Annotated in this window: 21 protein-coding genes; 9 read left to right on the forward strand and 12 right to left on the reverse strand. The window is 71.4% G+C overall.

Features of this window, described 5'->3' with window-relative positions:
- The first annotated feature begins 51 nt into the window (after positions 1-51).
- On the forward strand, positions 52-453 hold the full coding sequence (locus ACIPC1_RS14935) for a DUF5994 family protein (RefSeq protein ID WP_402516871.1): 402 nt from the start codon (positions 52-54) through the stop codon (positions 451-453).
- Here the strand turns inward: ACIPC1_RS14935 and ACIPC1_RS14940 are convergent.
- From ACIPC1_RS14940 to ACIPC1_RS14980, 9 genes are all read right to left on the reverse strand, one after another.
- On the reverse strand, positions 419-1012 hold the full coding sequence (locus ACIPC1_RS14940; RefSeq protein WP_402516874.1) for a DUF5994 family protein: 594 nt from the start codon (positions 1010-1012) through the stop codon (positions 419-421). The two genes, ACIPC1_RS14935 and ACIPC1_RS14940, sit on opposite strands and share 35 nt — an antisense overlap.
- 189 nt (positions 1013-1201) lie before the next feature.
- Entirely contained in the window at positions 1202-1381 is a 180-nt protein-coding gene (locus ACIPC1_RS14945) for a hypothetical protein (protein WP_402517674.1), read from the reverse strand.
- A 22-nt stretch (positions 1382-1403) separates the two neighbouring features.
- The gene (locus ACIPC1_RS14950) at positions 1404-1760 is read right to left on the reverse strand and encodes a PRC-barrel domain-containing protein (protein ID WP_384377630.1); all 357 of its coding nucleotides are present in this window, start codon (positions 1758-1760) and stop codon (positions 1404-1406) included.
- 233 nt (positions 1761-1993) lie between these two features.
- Entirely contained in the window at positions 1994-2392 is a 399-nt protein-coding gene (locus tag ACIPC1_RS14955; protein ID WP_402516876.1) for a hypothetical protein, read from the reverse strand.
- 171 nt (positions 2393-2563) lie between these two features.
- Positions 2564-3169 carry a hypothetical protein gene (locus ACIPC1_RS14960; protein ID WP_402516879.1) on the reverse strand — a complete coding sequence of 202 codons (606 nt, stop codon included), beginning with the start codon at positions 3167-3169 and terminating at the stop codon, positions 2564-2566.
- Between the two features lie 200 nt (positions 3170-3369).
- The gene (locus tag ACIPC1_RS14965) at positions 3370-4086 is read right to left on the reverse strand and encodes a GAF and ANTAR domain-containing protein (protein ID WP_402516881.1); all 717 of its coding nucleotides are present in this window, start codon (positions 4084-4086) and stop codon (positions 3370-3372) included.
- Between the two features lie 78 nt (positions 4087-4164).
- Entirely contained in the window at positions 4165-5037 is an 873-nt protein-coding gene (locus ACIPC1_RS14970) for an ANTAR domain-containing protein (protein WP_402516882.1), read from the reverse strand.
- 91 nt (positions 5038-5128) lie between these two features.
- Positions 5129-5563 (reverse strand): STAS domain-containing protein, encoded by a 435-nt coding sequence (locus ACIPC1_RS14975; RefSeq protein WP_402516885.1) that lies wholly within the window; start codon positions 5561-5563, stop codon positions 5129-5131.
- A 656-nt stretch (positions 5564-6219) separates the two neighbouring features.
- Complete coding sequence (locus ACIPC1_RS14980; protein ID WP_402516887.1) at positions 6220-6867, reverse strand: Lrp/AsnC family transcriptional regulator; 648 nt, start codon at positions 6865-6867, stop codon at positions 6220-6222.
- Between the two features lie 161 nt (positions 6868-7028).
- Between ACIPC1_RS14980 and ACIPC1_RS14985 the strand changes: the two genes are divergently transcribed.
- The 7 genes from ACIPC1_RS14985 to ACIPC1_RS15015 all read left to right on the forward strand — a co-directional run bounded on the left by ACIPC1_RS14985 (position 7029) and on the right by ACIPC1_RS15015 (position 14291).
- Positions 7029-8615 carry an ABC transporter substrate-binding protein gene (locus tag ACIPC1_RS14985; protein ID WP_402516890.1) on the forward strand — a complete coding sequence of 529 codons (1587 nt, stop codon included), beginning with the start codon at positions 7029-7031 and terminating at the stop codon, positions 8613-8615.
- Positions 8616-8619: 4 nt separating this feature from the next.
- On the forward strand, positions 8620-9792 hold the full coding sequence (locus ACIPC1_RS14990) for an ABC transporter permease (RefSeq protein ID WP_402516892.1): 1173 nt from the start codon (positions 8620-8622) through the stop codon (positions 9790-9792).
- 68 nt (positions 9793-9860) lie between these two features.
- On the forward strand, positions 9861-10727 hold the full coding sequence (locus ACIPC1_RS14995) for an ABC transporter permease (protein ID WP_402516895.1): 867 nt from the start codon (positions 9861-9863) through the stop codon (positions 10725-10727).
- Positions 10724-11509: an ABC transporter ATP-binding protein gene (locus ACIPC1_RS15000; protein WP_402516897.1), complete on the forward strand. Its 786-nt coding sequence runs from the start codon at positions 10724-10726 to the stop codon at positions 11507-11509. The genes ACIPC1_RS14995 and ACIPC1_RS15000 overlap by 4 nt, the downstream gene beginning before the upstream one ends.
- Positions 11506-12468, forward strand: coding sequence for an oligopeptide/dipeptide ABC transporter ATP-binding protein (locus tag ACIPC1_RS15005; RefSeq protein ID WP_402516899.1), 963 nt, complete (start codon positions 11506-11508; stop codon positions 12466-12468). Before ACIPC1_RS15000 ends, ACIPC1_RS15005 begins: the two co-directional genes overlap by 4 nt.
- 114 nt (positions 12469-12582) lie before the next feature.
- Complete coding sequence (locus ACIPC1_RS15010) at positions 12583-13728, forward strand: M24 family metallopeptidase (protein ID WP_402516901.1); 1146 nt, start codon at positions 12583-12585, stop codon at positions 13726-13728.
- Positions 13729-13796: 68 nt separating this feature from the next.
- Positions 13797-14291, forward strand: a complete 495-nt coding sequence (locus ACIPC1_RS15015; RefSeq protein ID WP_402516902.1) for a YybH family protein — start codon at positions 13797-13799, stop codon at positions 14289-14291.
- Here ACIPC1_RS15015 and ACIPC1_RS15020 read toward each other — a convergent pair.
- Positions 14246-15202 carry a helix-turn-helix domain-containing protein gene (locus tag ACIPC1_RS15020; protein ID WP_402516903.1) on the reverse strand — a complete coding sequence of 319 codons (957 nt, stop codon included), beginning with the start codon at positions 15200-15202 and terminating at the stop codon, positions 14246-14248. The two genes, ACIPC1_RS15015 and ACIPC1_RS15020, sit on opposite strands and share 46 nt — an antisense overlap.
- A gap of 122 nt (positions 15203-15324) precedes the next feature.
- On the opposite strand from ACIPC1_RS15020, the gene ACIPC1_RS15025 reads away from it, so the two are divergent.
- A complete protein-coding gene (locus ACIPC1_RS15025; protein ID WP_402516906.1) occupies positions 15325-16395 on the forward strand; it encodes a saccharopine dehydrogenase family protein in 1071 nt (356 codons plus the stop codon).
- Here the strand turns inward: ACIPC1_RS15025 and ACIPC1_RS15030 are convergent.
- Both ACIPC1_RS15030 and ACIPC1_RS15035 read right to left on the reverse strand, forming a co-directional pair.
- Positions 16365-17297 carry a YihY/virulence factor BrkB family protein gene (locus ACIPC1_RS15030; protein ID WP_402517636.1) on the reverse strand — a complete coding sequence of 311 codons (933 nt, stop codon included), beginning with the start codon at positions 17295-17297 and terminating at the stop codon, positions 16365-16367. The genes ACIPC1_RS15025 and ACIPC1_RS15030 overlap by 31 nt on opposite strands.
- A gap of 198 nt (positions 17298-17495) precedes the next feature.
- Entirely contained in the window at positions 17496-17627 is a 132-nt protein-coding gene (locus ACIPC1_RS15035; protein ID WP_402516908.1) for a hypothetical protein, read from the reverse strand.
- Positions 17628-17930 lie beyond the last annotated feature (303 nt).

Here is a 17930-nt window from a genome sequence, read left to right on the forward strand (position 1 = left end):
CCGTAGCCGTACGGGCAGTTCGTCGCCGTGCGGCAGTCACCAGGAGCCCTCATGGCCATCGCACTGCAGGACCCGCTCCCCCCGCACCCCCTCCTCCGCCTGCGACTCGCGCCCCGCGGTGGCCTGCCGCATCCCATCGACGGTGCCTGGTGGCCTCGCTCGTACGACCTGCTCGCTGAACTCCCGAGGCTGCTCGCCGGGTTGCCGCGCGCCTGGGGTCACATCGGCAGCGTCACGGTCAACGGGGCGACCTGGGCCGCGACGCCCGGCCGGACGCTGGTCCTGGACCGGGTGGTGCGGCTGCACAGATCCACCGCCGTGTCCGCTCCGCACACGGTCTGTCTGCTCGCCCCCGGGCGGGGGCGCTGGGACCTGCTGGTCGTACCGCCCGACACTGCGCCGGACACCGCCGAGCCGCTCATGGCAGCAGCCGCGGGATCTGCTGGGCGCTGAGGGCCACGGCGGCGGCCGGGTAGGGCGAGGGTCCGTCCTCGTCCTCCGCGATCTCGTCGGTCCCCTCGGATTCATGGCCCCGGTCGGCCTCGGGGCTGCCGTGGAGGGCCAGTTCGGCCGCCATGAGCGCGCTCGCGGTCGTCGCGGGGCCGACGCCCGTGCTCGCGGCGGCCATCAGGCGTGCCGCTGCCGGGGCACCGGTCTCCGGCGGGATCACCAGCAGGTCCCAGGAGCCGGCGGTGTAGGACAGCAGCAGGATCTTGTGCGGGTCCAGCTCCCGGGTGAACCAACCGATCTTCACCGCATGGCCGTTGACGGGCACCATGCGCGGGATGACCGGCCAGTGGGTCGGGTTGACGGCGATCCGGGTGATCCGCCCCCACAGGGGGTCCAACACCTCGGCCAGAGTGGAGAGTTCGGCTGTCAGGTCCCGCGAGCGGGGCCACCAGGCGCCGTCCAGCAGTCCTTGGGACGCGCCCACGGGCTTCAGCGCGAGGCGGGCGGCCGGAACCCTGAAGGGCACGATCCGCAGCGGGGGATGGTCGGTGGTCGCGGACATCGCGCGAACCTGTCTCCCGGCCGGCGCTCTTGGGCAGCGGCCCGGTGTTGTCACTCGCCGAGAACGACACCGGCGTGGCGGCCGGTGCGCGGCATACTCTCGATGCGCCCACGCTACTCTCCCGGGCCGCCGAAAGGACGCCGACGGGAGACGGGTTGCGAACCGTCCTTCTTCGGTCGCCGGGACCGGTCAGCGCAGCGGACGCCGCCGGGTGCGCCGGGACAGTCGCACGGTGGCGAAGGACACGTCGGCCACGAGTACCAGGATGCCGATGATCAGCAGATAGCCCAGACCGTCGGCCGCCGCGCCGATGATTCCCAGCACGACGGCCACGAGCGCGAGGAGCAGGAAGAGCACCAACTCGAACACCTCCCTTGGGCCGGACGGGCGATCAGCGGCGCGCGAGCTGCCGCTCGCCGCCCGCGCCGGGCTGATAGGCCAGGCCGTAGTACTCGAAGATCCCGGGTTCCTGCTCGGCGGGCAGGACGTCGTCCGTGCCGATCGAGGGAGCCTTGCGCACCTGGTTCCGGTCGTAGGAGACCTTGACGTAGCCCGGCCCGAGGAGTGCCTTGTCGAGGGGGACGAAGACCAGCCGCCGTCGGGTCGGCAGCCCGGTCAGGACGGTGACCACGGACGGTTCGTCGGTGGCGGTGTCCACGTAGACCGCTTCGAGCACGCCGATCTTGTGCCCCTTGGGGTCGACGACGTCATGGGTGCGCCACTCGCGGATGTCGGCTGCCTGGATCATGCCGTCTCCCTCCTGCCGAGCCCACGGCTGCGGCAACGACTCCGGCGCGGACACACCGGAGTCGACCTTCCGGGCGGCCGCACGTGAGAGTGCGCCGACCCGGTGTCCATTTTACTGCGGATAGCGCCTCTCGGTATATTTATCTGTTTCTTCCCATTTACCGGAATTGATGCAATCGGTGGGAATGCCGGAACCGGAATTCCTTGTACGGCTACGGCTCGAATGCCGGCCGCCTAAATGCGCAGCAGCCGCTGTGTGATCTCCCGGTACTGCCTCAGCGCGAGCCGGAGCTCGGTAGCCCGCGCCTCCGGGTCCTGACTCCGGTCCTGACCTTCGCTCTGACCTTCGCCCTCTTCGTGTGCCCGCTCCTGCTCCTGCCATGCGGCGTGCAAGTCGCGTCGCCGTTCGGCGAGGGTGGTCACGAGCTGGGCGGTGGCTTCGTCGAAGGCGGCCTCGGCCTCTTCCAGGGCCTGGGTCGGGTTGTCGGCGAAGGTGTTCAGGGCCTTCTGGAGGCGCAGGGTGAGCTGGTTGCGTTCGTCCGAGGGGAGGAGCGGTTCGGGGCCCGGGGTGCGGCGCTCGGCGCGGCCGGGGAGGTTGCTGGCGGGCTGCTGGGCGCGTGTCTGGTCGTACATCGTCGTGTGCCACTTCCCTGTGCTTCGTGCCGGCGAGTGCCCACGAGGTGTGGTCGCGGCCGGGGTGCGGGCGGCTGGTGGACGGCGGGCACGCCGACACTACGCCTGAAGGCCGGCCGGACGAGCCGGGCGAAGCGGCCGGTGCGGTCCTGCGGGGCCGGCTCCCGTCGGCTATTCAGGCCGTTGCGTCCGGGCATTGTGGGCCAGGCCGTCGGGATGGGCGGGCGAACGCTCCCCGAGGGGGAGGACCAGGACGCGCAGGACCGCGGGACCGGGCGTGGCCGGCCGGTGGATCCGGCCCACCTCCTGCCAGCCCCAGGTCTCGAAGGCGGCACGCGCCGGACGGTCGGACGGGTCCGCGAGGGTGGCGCCGAGGGACGCCTGGTGGTCGTCGAGCAGTCGCTCCTGGAGCCGGCGGGCGAGCCCGCGGGTGTGTTCGTGCGGGTGGACGAGGGTTTCGAGGATCGCGAAGACGTGCCCGGAGGCGGTCAGCTGTTCCAGGTTCCGCGGAAGGGGTCCGTCGAACCCCTCCCACCAGGAGCCGTCGCGCGGCACCGGGTATCCGAAGACACAGCCGGTCAGGGCCCGCGCCTCGGCCACCAGCATGTCGAATCCCGGCAGTTGTACGCCGTCCGCCAGGCGTTGCAGGAAGTCCTCACGGCCGCGGAACCCGTCGCCTGGCCGGGTCTCGGAGGACTCCACGTACAGATCCGCCAGGTCCTCCCGCATTCCCTCGGCCTGCCAGCGGTTCAACCGGCGCAGGCGCACGACGTCCATGGGGGAGAGCGCTGAGCTTTCGGGGGTGTTGTCCGGTTGCCGGGAAGTGCGCATGGGCGCCTCGGTTCAGGAGCCGTACGGGACAGCCATCAAGGCCGACTGACGTGGTGGCGCCGGGGTCCGGGACGTCCGCTTACCAGCGTACTCCCGAACGGGCGCCGCGCCGGGGCCAGTTGGGCCGGTGGACTTCGGGATGCCTGTCAGGGCACCAGGCCGGGGAGGGGCTCGGAGTTGTCGATGAAGGCGCGGGCCACGTCGGACAGCCGGCGGTTGTGGGAGCGGGCGTAACTGCGCAGTGCGGTGAAGGCGCGTTCCATGTCGATGCCTTGGCGTTCGGCGAGCTTTCCCTTGGCCTGCTCGATCAGTACGCGGCTGTTCAGGGCCGACTGCAACTGCTCGTTGAGGACGGTGTTGCGGTGTGCGGAGCGCTGTTGCAGCAGGCTGATGGTGGCGACGTCGGCGAGGGCCTGGGCGAGGGGTGCGGCGGCCGGGTCGAAGGGGCCGGGGGAGGCGCGGAAGAGGTTCAGGGCACCCACGACCTCGTCCCGCAGGCGCATCGGAAGGGCCTGCACCGCCCCGAACCCACTGAGCCTGGCCTGGACGGCGAAGCGCGGCCAACGGGCGGTCTCCGCGGCGAGGTCGGTGACGATCACCGGTGCGCCGGTGCGGAAGCAGTCGAGGCAGGGGCCGTCGTCGTTCTGGAGCTGGAAGAGCTCCAGCAGGCGTACCTCCTCGTCGGAGGCGGCCATCACCCGCAGTTCGCCGTCCCGGTCGGCGAGCAGCACCCCGGCGGCGCTCACGCCGAGCAGACCCACGCAGCGGTCGGTCAACAGGCGCAGGAAGTCGATCAGATCGAAGTCGGCGACCAGGTTGTCCGCCAGTTCGACGAAGGTCCTGGCAAGGAGCTGCTGATTCATTCTGGGCACCCTCAGTTGGGACTGTTCCCGCCGGGACGGGGCGGGAGGTGCGGCGCGTTCCTCGGTGGCACCGGTGCGTCAGGGTTCCTCGTCGGTCCGGTCCGCCACCGGCCCGGTCGCTGTTTCGGCCTCGGTCCCAGTCTCGGCCTTGTGTGTGGTTCTGTCTCCTGATTCCGGCGCCGTCCCTGTCTCTATCCCTGTCCCTATCTCTATCTCTGTCTCTGTCCCTCTTACTGTCCCCGTCTCGTGGGAGAAGAGGAGCCGGCGTGCCACCACGTCGGCGGCCACGTCAGCGAGGCGGCGTTCGTGGGCGTAGGCATGGGCGCGGAGCCGGACGAAGGCATCTTCGATGCCGACGCCGAGTTGGACGGTGAGCATGCCGGTGGCCTGGTCGATCTCCGCCCGGTACGCGCCCAGGTCCTCGATGGGGCCGAGCGGCCCGCCCGTGGCGTCGATCCGCGCGTCGAGCAGCACGAGGGTCGCAAGATCGGCGAACGCGAGCGCGTCGGCGAGTTCCTCCGCGTTCAGCCGTACCGGGTCGTGGGCGTACAGGTCCAGAACTCCGGGGCTGATCGCCCCCACGAGCAGGGGGAGCGCGAAGACGGCGGCCGCGCCGGCTGCCAGGGCCGCTTCGACGAACACGGGCCAGCGGCCCTGCAGTTCCGCGGCGCGCAGATCGGACGTCAGGACGGCCGAGCCGCGGTTGAAGGCGTCCACGCAGGGGCCCTCACCCAGAGTCAGCTGTAGCTCCTCCAGCTGCTCGCTGATGGCGTCGGTGCTCCACAGAGGGTGACTCGCCGCGGTCCTGGACATCGCCGACACCCCGGCGCCGCCGACCGGCAGTGCGATCACGGCAGCGGTGCACACGTCCACCACGCCGACCCGGCCGCCCCGCAGGGCCGCCTGTTCGGCGACGAGCGACTGGATACGGGCCGACCGGCTGTCCGGCATCACCCGGGCCGCCGGGTCCAGGCATGGTGGGCCGGTTCGTCCGGCCGTGCGTCCGTCCGTTCCCCGACGGGACCGGGTGGGGGCCGGGCGGTCACAGCACGCCCCGGGCGGCGGAGATGGCTGTGACGAGTCGGCGCAGACCCTGGAAGGAGGGCAGGGTGGGTGAGGCGGCGGGGGTGGTCGGGTGGGGAGACGTTTTCGGCGTGGACGGAGGGCGCACGAGCAGGAAACCCGTGTCGGTGACGTCCACGATCACCAGCAGTGTGTACGGCGGGTGGTGCAGTCGGAGGGAGCCGCCGGCCTCGACGGTGTGCTGCCACGCCTCGATGAAGACGTTCAGTCCGCTGCAGTCGCAGAAGGTGAGGGAGGCGAGGTCGACATCGATCGTGCGGACGCCGTCACGCAGGCATTCCTCCAGCGTCTCGCGTACCCGGGGGGCCGTTCCCAGGTCGATCTCACCGGCCAGGGTGATCAGAGACCGTTTCTTCCTGTCGTGCCGATGGACGTTCAACTGGGACAGGGGCATGACGCCTCGGTTCGGATGACCGCCCGGACGGCGAACGCGGTGGCGGCGCCGGACTCCCGGCACCTCTTGGCGTGCTCCGGAACGGTCGGGTGTACGTTCGGCGGAGAAGGGTCGGCGGCCGGTCCGGCAGTCTCTGCACCGGACGGGTGAACGGCCCGCCTGCCTCCAGGGCGATACGCCGGGCGACCGGGCCAAGGGCTCGTCCCCCACAGCGATCTGTGCTCAGCAACAACGCGCCGCCGAGGTCTGGAACGTCTGCGCTCACCATAGCTCTCCCCCATGCCCGGGTGGCCGTCTGCGGAGGACGGATACATGCCGGCTCCCGAACGACGGTGCCCGAACGACGGTGCCCGACGGCGAGGGGGACACCGTCGGGCACTGGTCTTCGGGCCGGAGGGATCCGAAGTTCCCTGAAGTTCCCTACTGCACCGTGGACTTGAGGGTCGCCTCGACGTTCCCCCGGGTGGCGTTGGAGTACGGGGGTACGGGCACACCTCGTCAGGAGGAGGGCCGGTGCCGCGTGCAGACCTGCACCTGGGCGGGCGCCCTCGCCGATGTCGGCGCCTGGACCCCGGGTGACGGGCGGGGCACGCCGAGGCCACAGGACCAGCGCGGGCGCGGTGGACAGCCCGCGCCGGACCGCCTGGCGGAGGCTGTCAGTCCTCCGGCTCTGAGGCGCGTTGGAGGTCGGCCCGGCCCTCGGCGGCGCGGATGAAGCGGGTCATGCCGAACTGGCTCGTTCCGGGGGTGTCCTGGGGGGTGCCGGTGGCGGACTCGGTGGAGCGGGGTGCGGTCGGCAGGACGTAGGGGCGGCGGAGTACCTCGTCGAGGATGATCACGGTCTCGGTGGCGCGGACCGCGGGGATGGTGGACAGCCGGTCGGTGACCAGGCGGTGGACGGCGGAGACGTCGGCCACCCGGATCTGGATCATGGCGTCGTGCTGGCCGGTGGTGACGGCGCAGTACTCCACCTCCGGCATCTGGGCGAGCGCGGTGCGGAACTGCTTCCACAGCTCCTGGCGGACCGTGACGAAGATCAGGGCGCAGATCTCGAGACCGACCCGGTTGTGGTCGACGCGGGCGCTGAAGCCGTTGATCACGCCGTCGGCGCGGAGGGCTTCGAGGCGGGTGTAGGCGTTCGCGCGGGAGACGCCGACCCGATCCGCGAGGGCGGCGACGGAGATCCGGCCCTGCGCGCGGAGGACGTCAAGGATCTTGAAATGCACCGAATCCAGGGCAAGCCCGATGCCGATCCGTCCAGTGCGCCGTTCATCCGGGGGCTCCAGAGTGGACTGATCTTCCATGTTCGCGCCTCTCCGTTGATTTTCGTCTCGCACTGGTCCCGTCGGCCGAGAGTCCTGGTTAGTTTCAGGCCACCCTACTGGCGAATCGTCCAGGTCCCCGCCCGGCGCCCGCCTGCTCTCGCCCGGCCTTCTTCCGCTCGGCCCTGCTCACGGAGGCACGCATGCCCAGAATCAGTGCCGGGTCGTACCCGGCGGCCCTCTCCCTCGTCGCGGTCGCGGCGCTCGCCCTGAGCGCCTGCTCCGCCGGTACGAGTGCCTCCGGCTCCGCGGGTGGAAAGACCCTGGTCGTCGACACCTCGTTCAACCTGAAGACCGCCGACCCGGGTCGCGAGTTCGAGCCGACCGGGCAGATCGTGGACAAGGCGCTCTACGAGACGCTGCTGACCTTCAAGGGCTCCGACGTCACCAAGCCGGTGCCCGGCCTCGCGTCCTCCTACGAGCAGTCCACGGACGGCAAGACGCTCACCCTGCACCTGAGGGCGGGCGCGAAGTTCGCGGACGGCAGCGCGGTCACCGCCGACGACGTGGTGTTCTCGCTGAACCGGGTGATCGCGCTCAAGGGCAACCCGTCGTTCCTGCTCGACGGCGTCACGGTCACCAAGACGGACGCGTCCACCGTCACCCTGGTGTCCAAGAAGGCGAACCCGGCGCTGCCCTTCATCCTCCCCAACCCCGCGCTCGGCATCCTCAGCGCGAAGACGGTCCAGGCTCACGGTGGGACGGCGACCTCGGCGGACGCGGCGGAGAAGTACCTCAACACCACGTCGGCCGGCTCCGGCCCGTACACGCTCACCTCGTTCAACACGAACACCCAGGTCGTCCTGGCGAAGAACCCCAACTACACGGGCTCGGACAAGCCGACCTACGACAAGATCGTCCTCCGCAACGTCCAGGCGCCCACCCAGAAGCTGAACGTGCAGCGCGGCGACAGCCAGATCGCCCTCGACCTCACCTCCGACCAGGTCAGCGGGCTCGGCGGCGGGCTCACGGTGGACAGCGGCGCGTCCTCGGACGTGATCTTCCTGCTGCTCAACCAGGACACCAAGGTCAGCAGTACGACGGCCAACGCGAAGTTCGCCGAGGCGGTACGCAAGGGCATCGACTACAAGAGCCTGCTCTCGCTCGCCGGTACCGGCTCCGTCCAGCCCGCCGGAATCATCCCCTCGACCTTCCTCGGCGCGCTGCCCGCCTCGGAGGCCGCGGGCCGCGACCTGGCTGGGGCGAAGGCGGCCCTGAAGGCGAGCGGGATCGGCAAACCGTCCGTGACGCTCGGCTACGCCAGCGACCTGACCGTCGACGGCCTGTCCCTCCAGACCCTCGCCGAACGGGTCCAGGCACAGCTGAAGGAGGTCGGCATCACCGTCACGCTCGCTCCCGCGCCGACCACCACGGAACTGGACAACTACCGCAACGGCAAGGAGCAGTTGGGCCTCTGGTACTGGGGCCCGGACTATCCGGACCCCAGCGACTACCTGGCCTTCCTGCCCGGCAACCTGGTCGGCCTGCGCGCGGGCTGGAAGGCGGGCGCCGACCCCGGCCTCACCGCGCTCGGCGACAAGGCGGCCACCACGATCGGCGACGACGCCCGCAAGACGCTGTACGAGCAGATCCAGACCCAGCTGAACGCCGATGGTCCCTTCATCCCGCTGATGCAGCCGAGCCGGAACACCGTCTCCGCCGCGTCCGTCACCGGCGTCGCCTACAACCCCGTATGGACGATCGATGTCGCCGCGCTGGGTTCCAAGTAAGCGGGTGAGCGGCGAGGGCGAGGCGGGAGGAGAGGGCGCGAGCAAAGGCGCCGGTACGGGTGCGGGCGGCGGTGACGGCGATCGCCTCCTCGCGGGCCGCCCGACGGCCCGCCGCCTTCCCGGCCTCCTCCTCCCCCGCCGCCGTCTCCTCGCCCACCACCCCCTCGCCCGTTTCCTGCTCCGCCGCACCGCCACCGCCGTCCTGCTCGCCCTCGGCGTGACCCTGGTGACGTTCGTCCTCACCAACCTGGTGCCGGGCGACCCGGCGGCGGCCAACCTGGGCCAGCGGGCGATCGGCGACCCGGCGATCGTCGCCCAGTGGCGGCACCAGAACGGCCTCGACAAGCCACTGCCCGTCCAGTACGTCACCTACCTCGGCAACCTCCTCCAGGGCGACCTCGGCGAGTCCCAGCAGAGCCACCAGGCGGTCCTCACCGACCTGTCCACCGCCGTCCCCGCCACCCTGGAACTCGCCGGGGCCGCGATCGTGGTCTCGCTGGTCGTGGGCGTGGCGTTCGGTGTCATCGCGGCGCTGCGCCGGGACCGCTTCACCGACCAACTCCTGCGTGTGGTCAGCCTGTTGGGGGTGTCGGTGCCGACCTTCTGGCTGGCGCTGCTCGCCTTCTACGTCTTCTTCTACCGGCTCGGCTGGGCGCCGGGCAGTGGCCGTCTCGACCCCGGCATGACCGCCCCACCGCACGTCACGGGCCTGTACACGGTCGACGCGGCACTCGCCGGACAGTGGCCGGTGTTCTGGAGCGCGGTGGGCCATCTCGCCCTGCCCGCCCTGGTGTTGACGGCATACACCGTCGGCCTCCTCACCCGCTTCACCCGCTCCGCCGTCCTGGAAGTGCTGAACCAGGACTACGTCAGGGCGGCCCGCGCCAAGGGTCTGCCCGGCCGGACGGTCCTCTTCCAGTACGTGCTCCGCGCGGCCCTCGTGCCCGTCATCACCGTCGCCGGACTGGCCTTCGGGGCCCTGCTGTCGGGCACCGTCCTCGTGGAGTCGATCTTCGCCTGGCCGGGCCTGGGCGCGTATGCCTACCGCAGTGCGACCACCCTCGACCTGCCCGCCGTGATGGGCGTCGGACTGGTCGTCGGCATCGTGTACCTGACCGTCAACCTCGCCGTGGACGTGCTGTACGGCGTGATCGACCCGAGGGTGAGGGTGCAGTGAAACGCAGTCCTGAGGGTGCGGCGAATTCGAGTCTTGAGGGCGCGGTGGAATCCGGTCATAAGGGTGCAGTGAGGTTCAGCCTGTTGAAACGGCTGCCGCCCGCCTGGCGCCGCCCGCTCGCCGTCACCGGCGGCCTGGTCGCGGTGGTCTGGCTGGTCATCGTGATCGCCGCTCCGCTGCTCGCCCCGCACGATCCCCTCGCACAGGACCTGCCCCGGCTGGCCGCCCCCGGCGCCGGGCACTGGTTCGGCACGGACGAACTCGGCCGGGACGTGCTCAGCCGCGTCCTGTACGGCGCCCGGGTCTCCATCCCGCTCGCGCTCCTGCTGGTGGTCATGTCACTGCTGGTCGGCGGGGTGCTCGGGGCCTGCGCCGGGTTCTTCGGGCGCTGGGTGGACGAGACCGTGATGCGCATCGCGGACCTGGTGTTCGCCTTCCCCACCGTCATCCTGGCGATGGTGGTCGCCGCCGCGCTCGGTGCCAGCCTGCAGAACGCGGTGCTGGCCGTCCTGGTCGTCTCCTGGCCGTCGTACGCCCGCGTTACCCGGGGCCTGGTCATGGGGCTGCGGAATCGCGAATTCGTGCTCAGCGGACGGCTGTTGGGCTTCTCCGCCTGGCGGTCCCTGCGCGTGGACATCCTGCCCAACGTGCTCGGCCCGCTGCTGGTCCTTGCCACCCTCGACATCGGCACCGCGACACTCCTGCTCTCCGGACTGTCCTTCCTCGGGCTCGGTGCCAAACCGCCGACCGCCGAGTGGGGCGCGATGGTGGCGGACGGCACCCAGCAGTTCGACAAGTGGTGGATCGGGGTCTTCCCCGGCCTGGCCATCCTCACCGTCGTCCTCGCCTTCAACTTCCTCGGCGACACGCTCCGGGACGCCCTCGACCCCGGCACGGCCCGCACGATCGGCGCGGAGAAGGAGCGGGTCGCATGACCGACGGCAACGTGCTGGAGATCAGCGGCCTCACCCTCGACCTCGGCGGCCGTCGCATCCTCGGCGGCGTCGACCTCGCGGTGCGGCCCGGACAGGTGCACGGGCTCGCGGGCGAGAGCGGATCGGGCAAGACCATGACCGGTCTTGCGGCGCTCGGACTGCTGCCGCCGGGCGCCCGGACCGGCGGCCGGATCGAGCTGGAGGGTAGGGACCTGCTGACCCTGCCACCCCGTCAACTGGCCGCGCTGCGCGGGCGATCGGTGAGCATGGTGTTCCAGGACCCGTCCACCAGCCTGCACCCCATGCTCAGCATCGGACACCAGCTCACCGACCACCTGCGCCACCACCTGAAGCTGAACCGCAAGGCCGCCAAAGAGCGGGCCGCCGAGCTGCTCACGCAGGTCCGCATCCCCAACCCCCTTGAGGCGCTGGGGCGTTACCCGCACCAGTTCTCCGGCGGGATGCGCCAGCGCATCGCGATCGCCATCGCGCTGGCCTGCGAGCCGAAGGTGCTGATCGCCGACGAGCCGACCACCGCCCTCGACGTGACCGTGCAGGCCGGCGTCCTGCGGCTGCTGCGCGGCCTCTGCGACGACCTCGGCCTCGCCGTCCTGCTGGTCACCCACGACCTGGGCGTGATGTCCGCGATCGCCGACGAGGTGAGCGTGATGCGCCACGGCCTGGTCGTCGAGACCGGCCCACGCGGCCGGGTCCTCACCGACCCCCAGCACGCGTACACCCGCCAGCTCCTGGACGCGCTCCCCGGAAGGAGCACCGTATGACGACCCCTGTGACCCGCCACCCGACCGCCCCCCTCCTCTCGGTGGACGACCTCGTCGTCCAGTACCACCGGCCGGGCGCGCCGCCCACCCGCGCCGTCGCCGGGGTCAGCCTCCAGGTGCGGGCCGGTGAAGTCGTCGGGCTGGTCGGGGAGTCGGGCTGCGGCAAGTCCACTCTGGCCCGCGCGGTCTGCGGTCTCACCCCGCCCTCGGAGGGCCGGATCAGCTACGACGGCACACCGGTACGCCCGCTGCGGGTGCGCCGTCGCGACCCCGCCCTCACCGCCGTCCAGATGGTCTTCCAGGACCCATACGGCTCCCTCAACCCCCGGCGCCGGGTGGGCGCGCAGATCGCGGACGGCATCCGTACGGCCGCCGTACGCGGTGAGGCGTCGGAAGGCACCACCCCGGAGGATCTCCTGACCCGGGTCGGGCTGCCGGCGAGTGCGGCACAGGGCTACCCGCAGGAGTTCTCCGGCGGCCAGCGGCAGCGCATCGCCATCGCCCGCGCGCTCGCCGCCCGCCCCCGGCTGCTCGTCGGCGACGAACCGATCTCCGCTCTCGACGCCTCAGCCCAGCTCCAAGTGGCCACCTTGATGCGGTCGTTGGCCGTCGAGTCGGGCGCCGGGCTGCTGTTCATCAGCCACGACCTGTCCGTCGTACGGCTGATCGCCGACCGGATCGCCGTGATGTACCTCGGGCGGATCGTGGAGACCGGCCCCACCGCCGAGGTCTGGGCCGACCCACGGCACCCCTACACCCGGGCGCTGCTGGCCGCCGTACCGCAGCCCGACGGGGCGGGAGTGCTGCCCGCCGAACTCCCCGGCGACGTGCCCGACCCCGCCGACCCGCCGAGTGGCTGTCGTTTCCATCCCCGTTGCCCGCAGGTCTTCGACGGCTGCGACCGCGAGGAACCGCAGCTGATCGCCGGGGGCGTGGCGTGCCGGTTGTACGCGGTCTGACCAGGTGGCGTTCCACGGTGGTGCCGCCCGGTGTCCGGTCAGGCCCCCAACTCAACGCGCCCATGCCGTGATCGCGGCACCTCCCGTGGGTGCCCCACGCTTCCAGGAGACCCGATGCCCGAAGACGACCGCCCTCGTCCCGTCGAACCGGCCGCGGCCCTGTACCCGGCCGGCCGCCTCGACGAGGCCAGAAGAGCCACGGCCCGAGCCGGTCTTGACGCCCTGCTGATCTCGCCCGGTGCGGACCTGCGCTATCTGACCGGCTACGACGCCCTGCCGCTTGAGCGGCTGACCTGCCTGGTCCTGCCGGCCGAGGGCGACCCCTTCCTGCTCGTACCGGCCCTGGAGGAACCGGCCGCCCAGGCGTCGCCGGCCGGTGACCTGGGCATCGAGATCACCGGCTGGCACGAGACCGACGACCCCTACGCCCTCGTCGCGGCCCGGCTGCCCGCCCGGACGGCCCGCGTCGGCGTCGACAACCGCATGTGGGCGGAGAAGACCATCGCCTTCCGTGCCGTACTGCCGGGCGCCGAACAGGAGTTGGCCGGGAGCGTGCTGAACGGGCTGCGGATGCGCAAGACCCCGCAGGAGGCCGCCGCCCTGCGCCGGGCCGGCGCGGCCATCGACCGGGTGCACGCCCGCATGGGCGAGTGGCTGCGGGCCGGACGCACCGAACGCGAGGTCGGCCGGGACATCGCGGACGCGATCATCGCCGAGGGGCACGCCCGCGTCGACTTCGTCATCGTCGGCTCCGGACCCCACAGCGCCAGCCCGCACCACGAGGTGTCCGACCGTACGATCCGGCCCGGCGACCCCGTGGTGGTCGACATCGGCGGCACGACCCGGGACGGCTACTGCTCCGACTCCACCCGGGTGTACGCGGTGGGCGAGCCGCCCGCCGACTTCCGTCGGCTCTACGACGTACTGCTGCGCGCCCAACGTGCCCAGACCGACGCGGTACGGCCCGGCATCACCGCCGAGCGGCTGGACTCCATCGGCCGGGACGCCATCTCCGACGCCGGATACGGGCCGTACTTCATTCACCGCACCGGACACGGCATCGGCCTGGAGAGCCACGAGGAGCCCTACATCGTGGCCGGCAACCCACTCCCGCTGGAGCCCGGCATGGCCTTCTCCGTCGAACCCGGCATCTACCTGCCCGACCGGTACGGAGCGCGGATCGAGGACATCGTGATCTGCACGGAGGACGGCGGGGAGCGCCTCAACCGCAGGCCCCGCGACCTCGTCGTACTCCCTTGACCCGAGCCGCGACCCAAGGAGACGAGGCGAGCCGCCCCTCGCTCCACCACTCACCCAAGGACCCCGTCATGCCCGCTTCGCCGTCCCGTTCCGCCCGTCCCGCACCCGACGGCGGCGCCCGCCCGGGTGCCGCACCCGCCGACCTGGCCGAGGTGTGGGCGGTGATCACGGGCATGTACGAGGGCTACACCGCGGGCGACCGCGAGCGCATCGACTCCTTCCTCCACCCCGAGGCCACCGTCTGGGACTCGGCGACCCCCGAACTCCTCTGCGGAAAAACCGAGTTGGACCGCATCCGGGACGGCCGCCCGACGACCGACGGCGCCCCCGCCGAGACCGGCCTCACGGCATACGACCAGGTCGTCGACGTCTTCGGAGACCTCGCCGTGGCCCGCTACTGGCTACGGGTCGACTTCCGCACCGCCCCACCTCAACTGGCCCGCAACACCGCGGTCCTGCGACGCGCACACCCCGACGGCCACTGGCTCGTCGTACACCTTCACGAGGACATCCAGATTCACGAGGAGTCGGTGCGGGGCCGCGAGCGGAAGGTTCGGCGGTAGGTGTCCGGAGGCACGCCGATCGTGCGGTTGAAGTGTCGGCGCAGTGTGGTGGCGGTGCCCATGCCGGTGGCCGTCGCGATGGCGTCGACCATGTCGTCGGTGGTCTCCAGCAACTCCTGTGCGTGGCGGATCCGTTGGGTCAGCAGCCATTGCAGCGGAGTGGTGCCGGTCACCGCCCTGAAGTGGCGGCCCAGATGGCGCGAGCTCATCCCTGCCCGGTGTGCCAGGTCCTCCACGGTGAGCGGTTGGTCGAGGCGTTCGATCACCCAGGGGAACAGCGCGGCGAGCGGGTGGTCGTCCCGGGCGGGCACCGGGGCGGCCACGAACTGCGCCTGGCCGCCCGCCCGGTGGGGCGGCACGACCAGTCGGCGGGCGACGGCGTTGGCGACGGACGAACCGTGGTCGAGGCGGACGAGGTGCAGGCACAGGTCCATCGCGGCGGCCTTGCCCGCGGAGGTGAGCACGCTGCCGTTGTCCACGTAGAGCACGTCCGGGTCGACCTCCACCCGTGGGTAGCGGGCGGCCAGGACGTCGGTGTGCGCCCAGTGCGTGGTCGCGCGCTTGCCGTCCAGCAGTCCGGCGGCGGCCAGCACGAACGCGCCCGTGCACAGCGAGGCCACGCGCGCCCCTGCCTCGTGGGCCGCCCGCACCGCGTCGACGAGATCGGCGGGCGGCTCCTCGTCGACGTCCGCCCAGCCGGGGACGATCACGGTGTCGGCAGTCCGGAGCCGGTCGAGCCCCTGGTCCGGCTCCAGCCGGAACCGGCCCACCCGCACGGCGTCCGACCCGCAGACCTGGACGTCGTACCAGGAGACGCCCACGCCGACCGGAGCGGCGCCGAACACCTCGTACGCCATGGACAGTTCGAAGTGCAGCATTCCCTCGGTGACGGCCAGCGCGACGGTACCCATGTCCGAAACTGTACGGGGTACGTCGTTCCGGACACTCACGGTGGGCCGCTCGTTCTCGCGAGGATGTTCTCAGCGGGGCAAGCGGATCATTCGACCAGTTCGATTAGTGCGGGGGAGTACCCATGGGATCGGTGTCGGAATCGGTATCGGGGCAGATGGTGACGGTGTTCGGTGCGTACGGACACACCGGGCGCTTCGTGGTGGCAGAGCTGAGGGCGCGCGGGTTCGTCCCGGTTCTCTCCGGCCGGGATGCCGGCAAGCTGCGGGAGTTGGCGGCGTCCACGCCCGGACTTGAGGTCCGCCCGGCGTCGGTGGACGATCCCGCCTCGCTCGACCGTGCCCTGGACGGGGTGGACGCGGTGATCAACTGCGCCGGACCCTTCGCCGTGACCGCCGCTCCCGTGATCGAGGCGGCCTTGCGCGCCGGGATTCCGTACGTCGATGTGGCGGCCGAGATCGAGGCCAACCTCGACACGTTCACGCACTTCGCGGACCGCGCCCGCGCGGCGGGAGCGGTGATCGTCCCCGCGATGGCCTTCTACGGCGGCCTCGGTGACCTGCTGGCCACGGCCGCGATGGGGGACTGGACGGCGGCCGACGAAGCGGACATCGCGTACGGACTGAGCAGTTGGCACCCCACTCCCGGGACGCGCACCGCGGGCACGGTCTCGCGGGAGCGGCGCGGCGGCCGGCGTGTCCGCTTCACGGACGGGCGGTTGGACTACCACGACGACGAGCCGACGCTCCTGAAGTGGCCCTTCCCCGACCCGATGGGCACCAGGGCGGTCGTCGGGGAGTTCACGATGGCCGACGTGGTCACCATCCCCAGCCACCTCGCCATCCCCGAGGTGCGGACCCACATGACGACCGAAGCGGCCGGAGACCTCTCGGCCCCCGACACCCCGGCGCCGACCGCGGCCGACGACAACGGGCGCTCCGACCAGACCTTCCTCGTCGACGCCGTCGTACGCTCCGGCGGTACCGAACGGCGCGCTGCGGCAAGCGGCCGGGACATCTACGCCGTCACCGCACCGCTCGTGGTGGAGGCGGTCCAGCGCATCCTCACCGGCCGGACCCGCACCGTCGGCGTCGCCTCCGCGGGCGAGATCTTCGACGCACCCGACTTCCTCCGCGCACTGTCCCCGCACATCTCCTACGCGTACTACGGGACGGGTGGCGTCTCCGTGCTCTGAGCACGGGGGCCCGTGTCCTTGGAGAGTTCCGCGGCGAACTGCGCTCCGGCGAGCAGCGCCAGGTTCGACAGCCACAGCCAGATGAGGAAGACGACGATGCCGGAGAGCGAGCCGTACAGCCTGCTGTAGGCGCCGAGTGTCGAGGCGTACGACGAGAAGCCCGCGGAGACGGCCAGCCACAGCGCGGCGGCCAGCGCACCGCCGGACAGGCTGTGCCCGCGTCGGCGCGCGACGGGCGGGCCTGTGTGGAAGACGACCACGACCAGGAGGGCGACCAGGCACAGCAGCACCGGCCAGCGCAGCAGGCTCCACGCCCAGGTCGCGGTGGCGTCGATGCCGAGGGTACGGCCGACGGCCTCCGCGAGCGGGCCGGTCAGCAGCAGGGTGAGCGAGCCGACGAGCAGCAGACCGAGGAGTACGAGCGCGGTGAGCACGATGCGGTGCGCCTTGCGCCAGGTCGAGCGCTGGTCCTCGACGCGGTGCATACGGTGCAGGGCACGGCGGAAGACGGCGAGATAGCTGGTGGCCGACCACAGTGCGCTGGCCGCACCTGTCACGAGCAGTGGCCAGACCGTCCCGTGCGCGTCCAGCGCGTGGGACAGGACGGTGTGCAGTTCGGCGCCCGACTGGGCCGGGGCGTAGGCGGTGACGTGGCTGATGAACTCCTCGGCCGTGTCCGGGCTGATCAGACCGAACCCCAGGACCGTCGCCAGCATGGCGGGGAGTACCGCCAGGATCGCGTAGTACGTCAGCGCCGCCGCGTAGTCCGTGATGTCGTCGTTCCACAGCGACACCGGAGTGCGCCGCAGCGCGCACCGCCAGCTCGCGGCCCGCCGTGGCCATCGGGGCCGACGTGCCCGGCTGACCTCGCGGGCCACCTCGACGTACGGCTCAGCGGACACGGGGCAGGCGGTGCGAGGCCGCACTCGGGCGGAGTCGGGTGTGTAGTACGGCGTGCGGGGGAGGGCCGGGTTCCAGCCGGAGACGCAGGTCCACTTCCAGCCGTCGGCCGTGCCGGGGCAGTACCCGGGTGTGTTCCACCACATGCCGCTGAACGTCCCGCTCGGAGAGGGTGATGCAGCCCGGCTGCACGGCGGCGTTCATCGACGGCTCCGCTCGGAAGCGTCCCGCATGTTCCGCATATCCCCTATGTCCCTCGCGTCTCCGAAGCTGTCGGCGAACGCCAGGGCCATGCCCGCGATCATCCCCAGGAACGGTGTGCTCGTGCTCATGCCCATCCACCTCTCACCCGCCTCCCCTTCTGCCCCTGCCCGGACGTGCTACTCCACGCGCGCCTCGGATGCGCTCGCGGACTCCTGGTGCGGAGGCGGCCTGGAGCCACCGGACAGAATCTGGCCCGGTGGCCGTTCCGCCCCGTGGTGTGGGTGGGACGGCGGGCCCAGGACCGGGGGTGGTACTGCTGTTCCTACCCCCGAGGCTGGCGGCTGCCGTGTCCTGTGGAGGAAGATCAGGCACGCGAAGGTTCCGGCGAGTTCGACCCCGAACCGGAGACAGTCAGAAGCCGTTGTCCAAGC

Origin of the sequence: Streptomyces sp. NPDC087263 (genome assembly GCF_044744645.1) — a bacterium.
Lineage (GTDB): Bacteria > Actinomycetota > Actinomycetes > Streptomycetales > Streptomycetaceae > Streptomyces.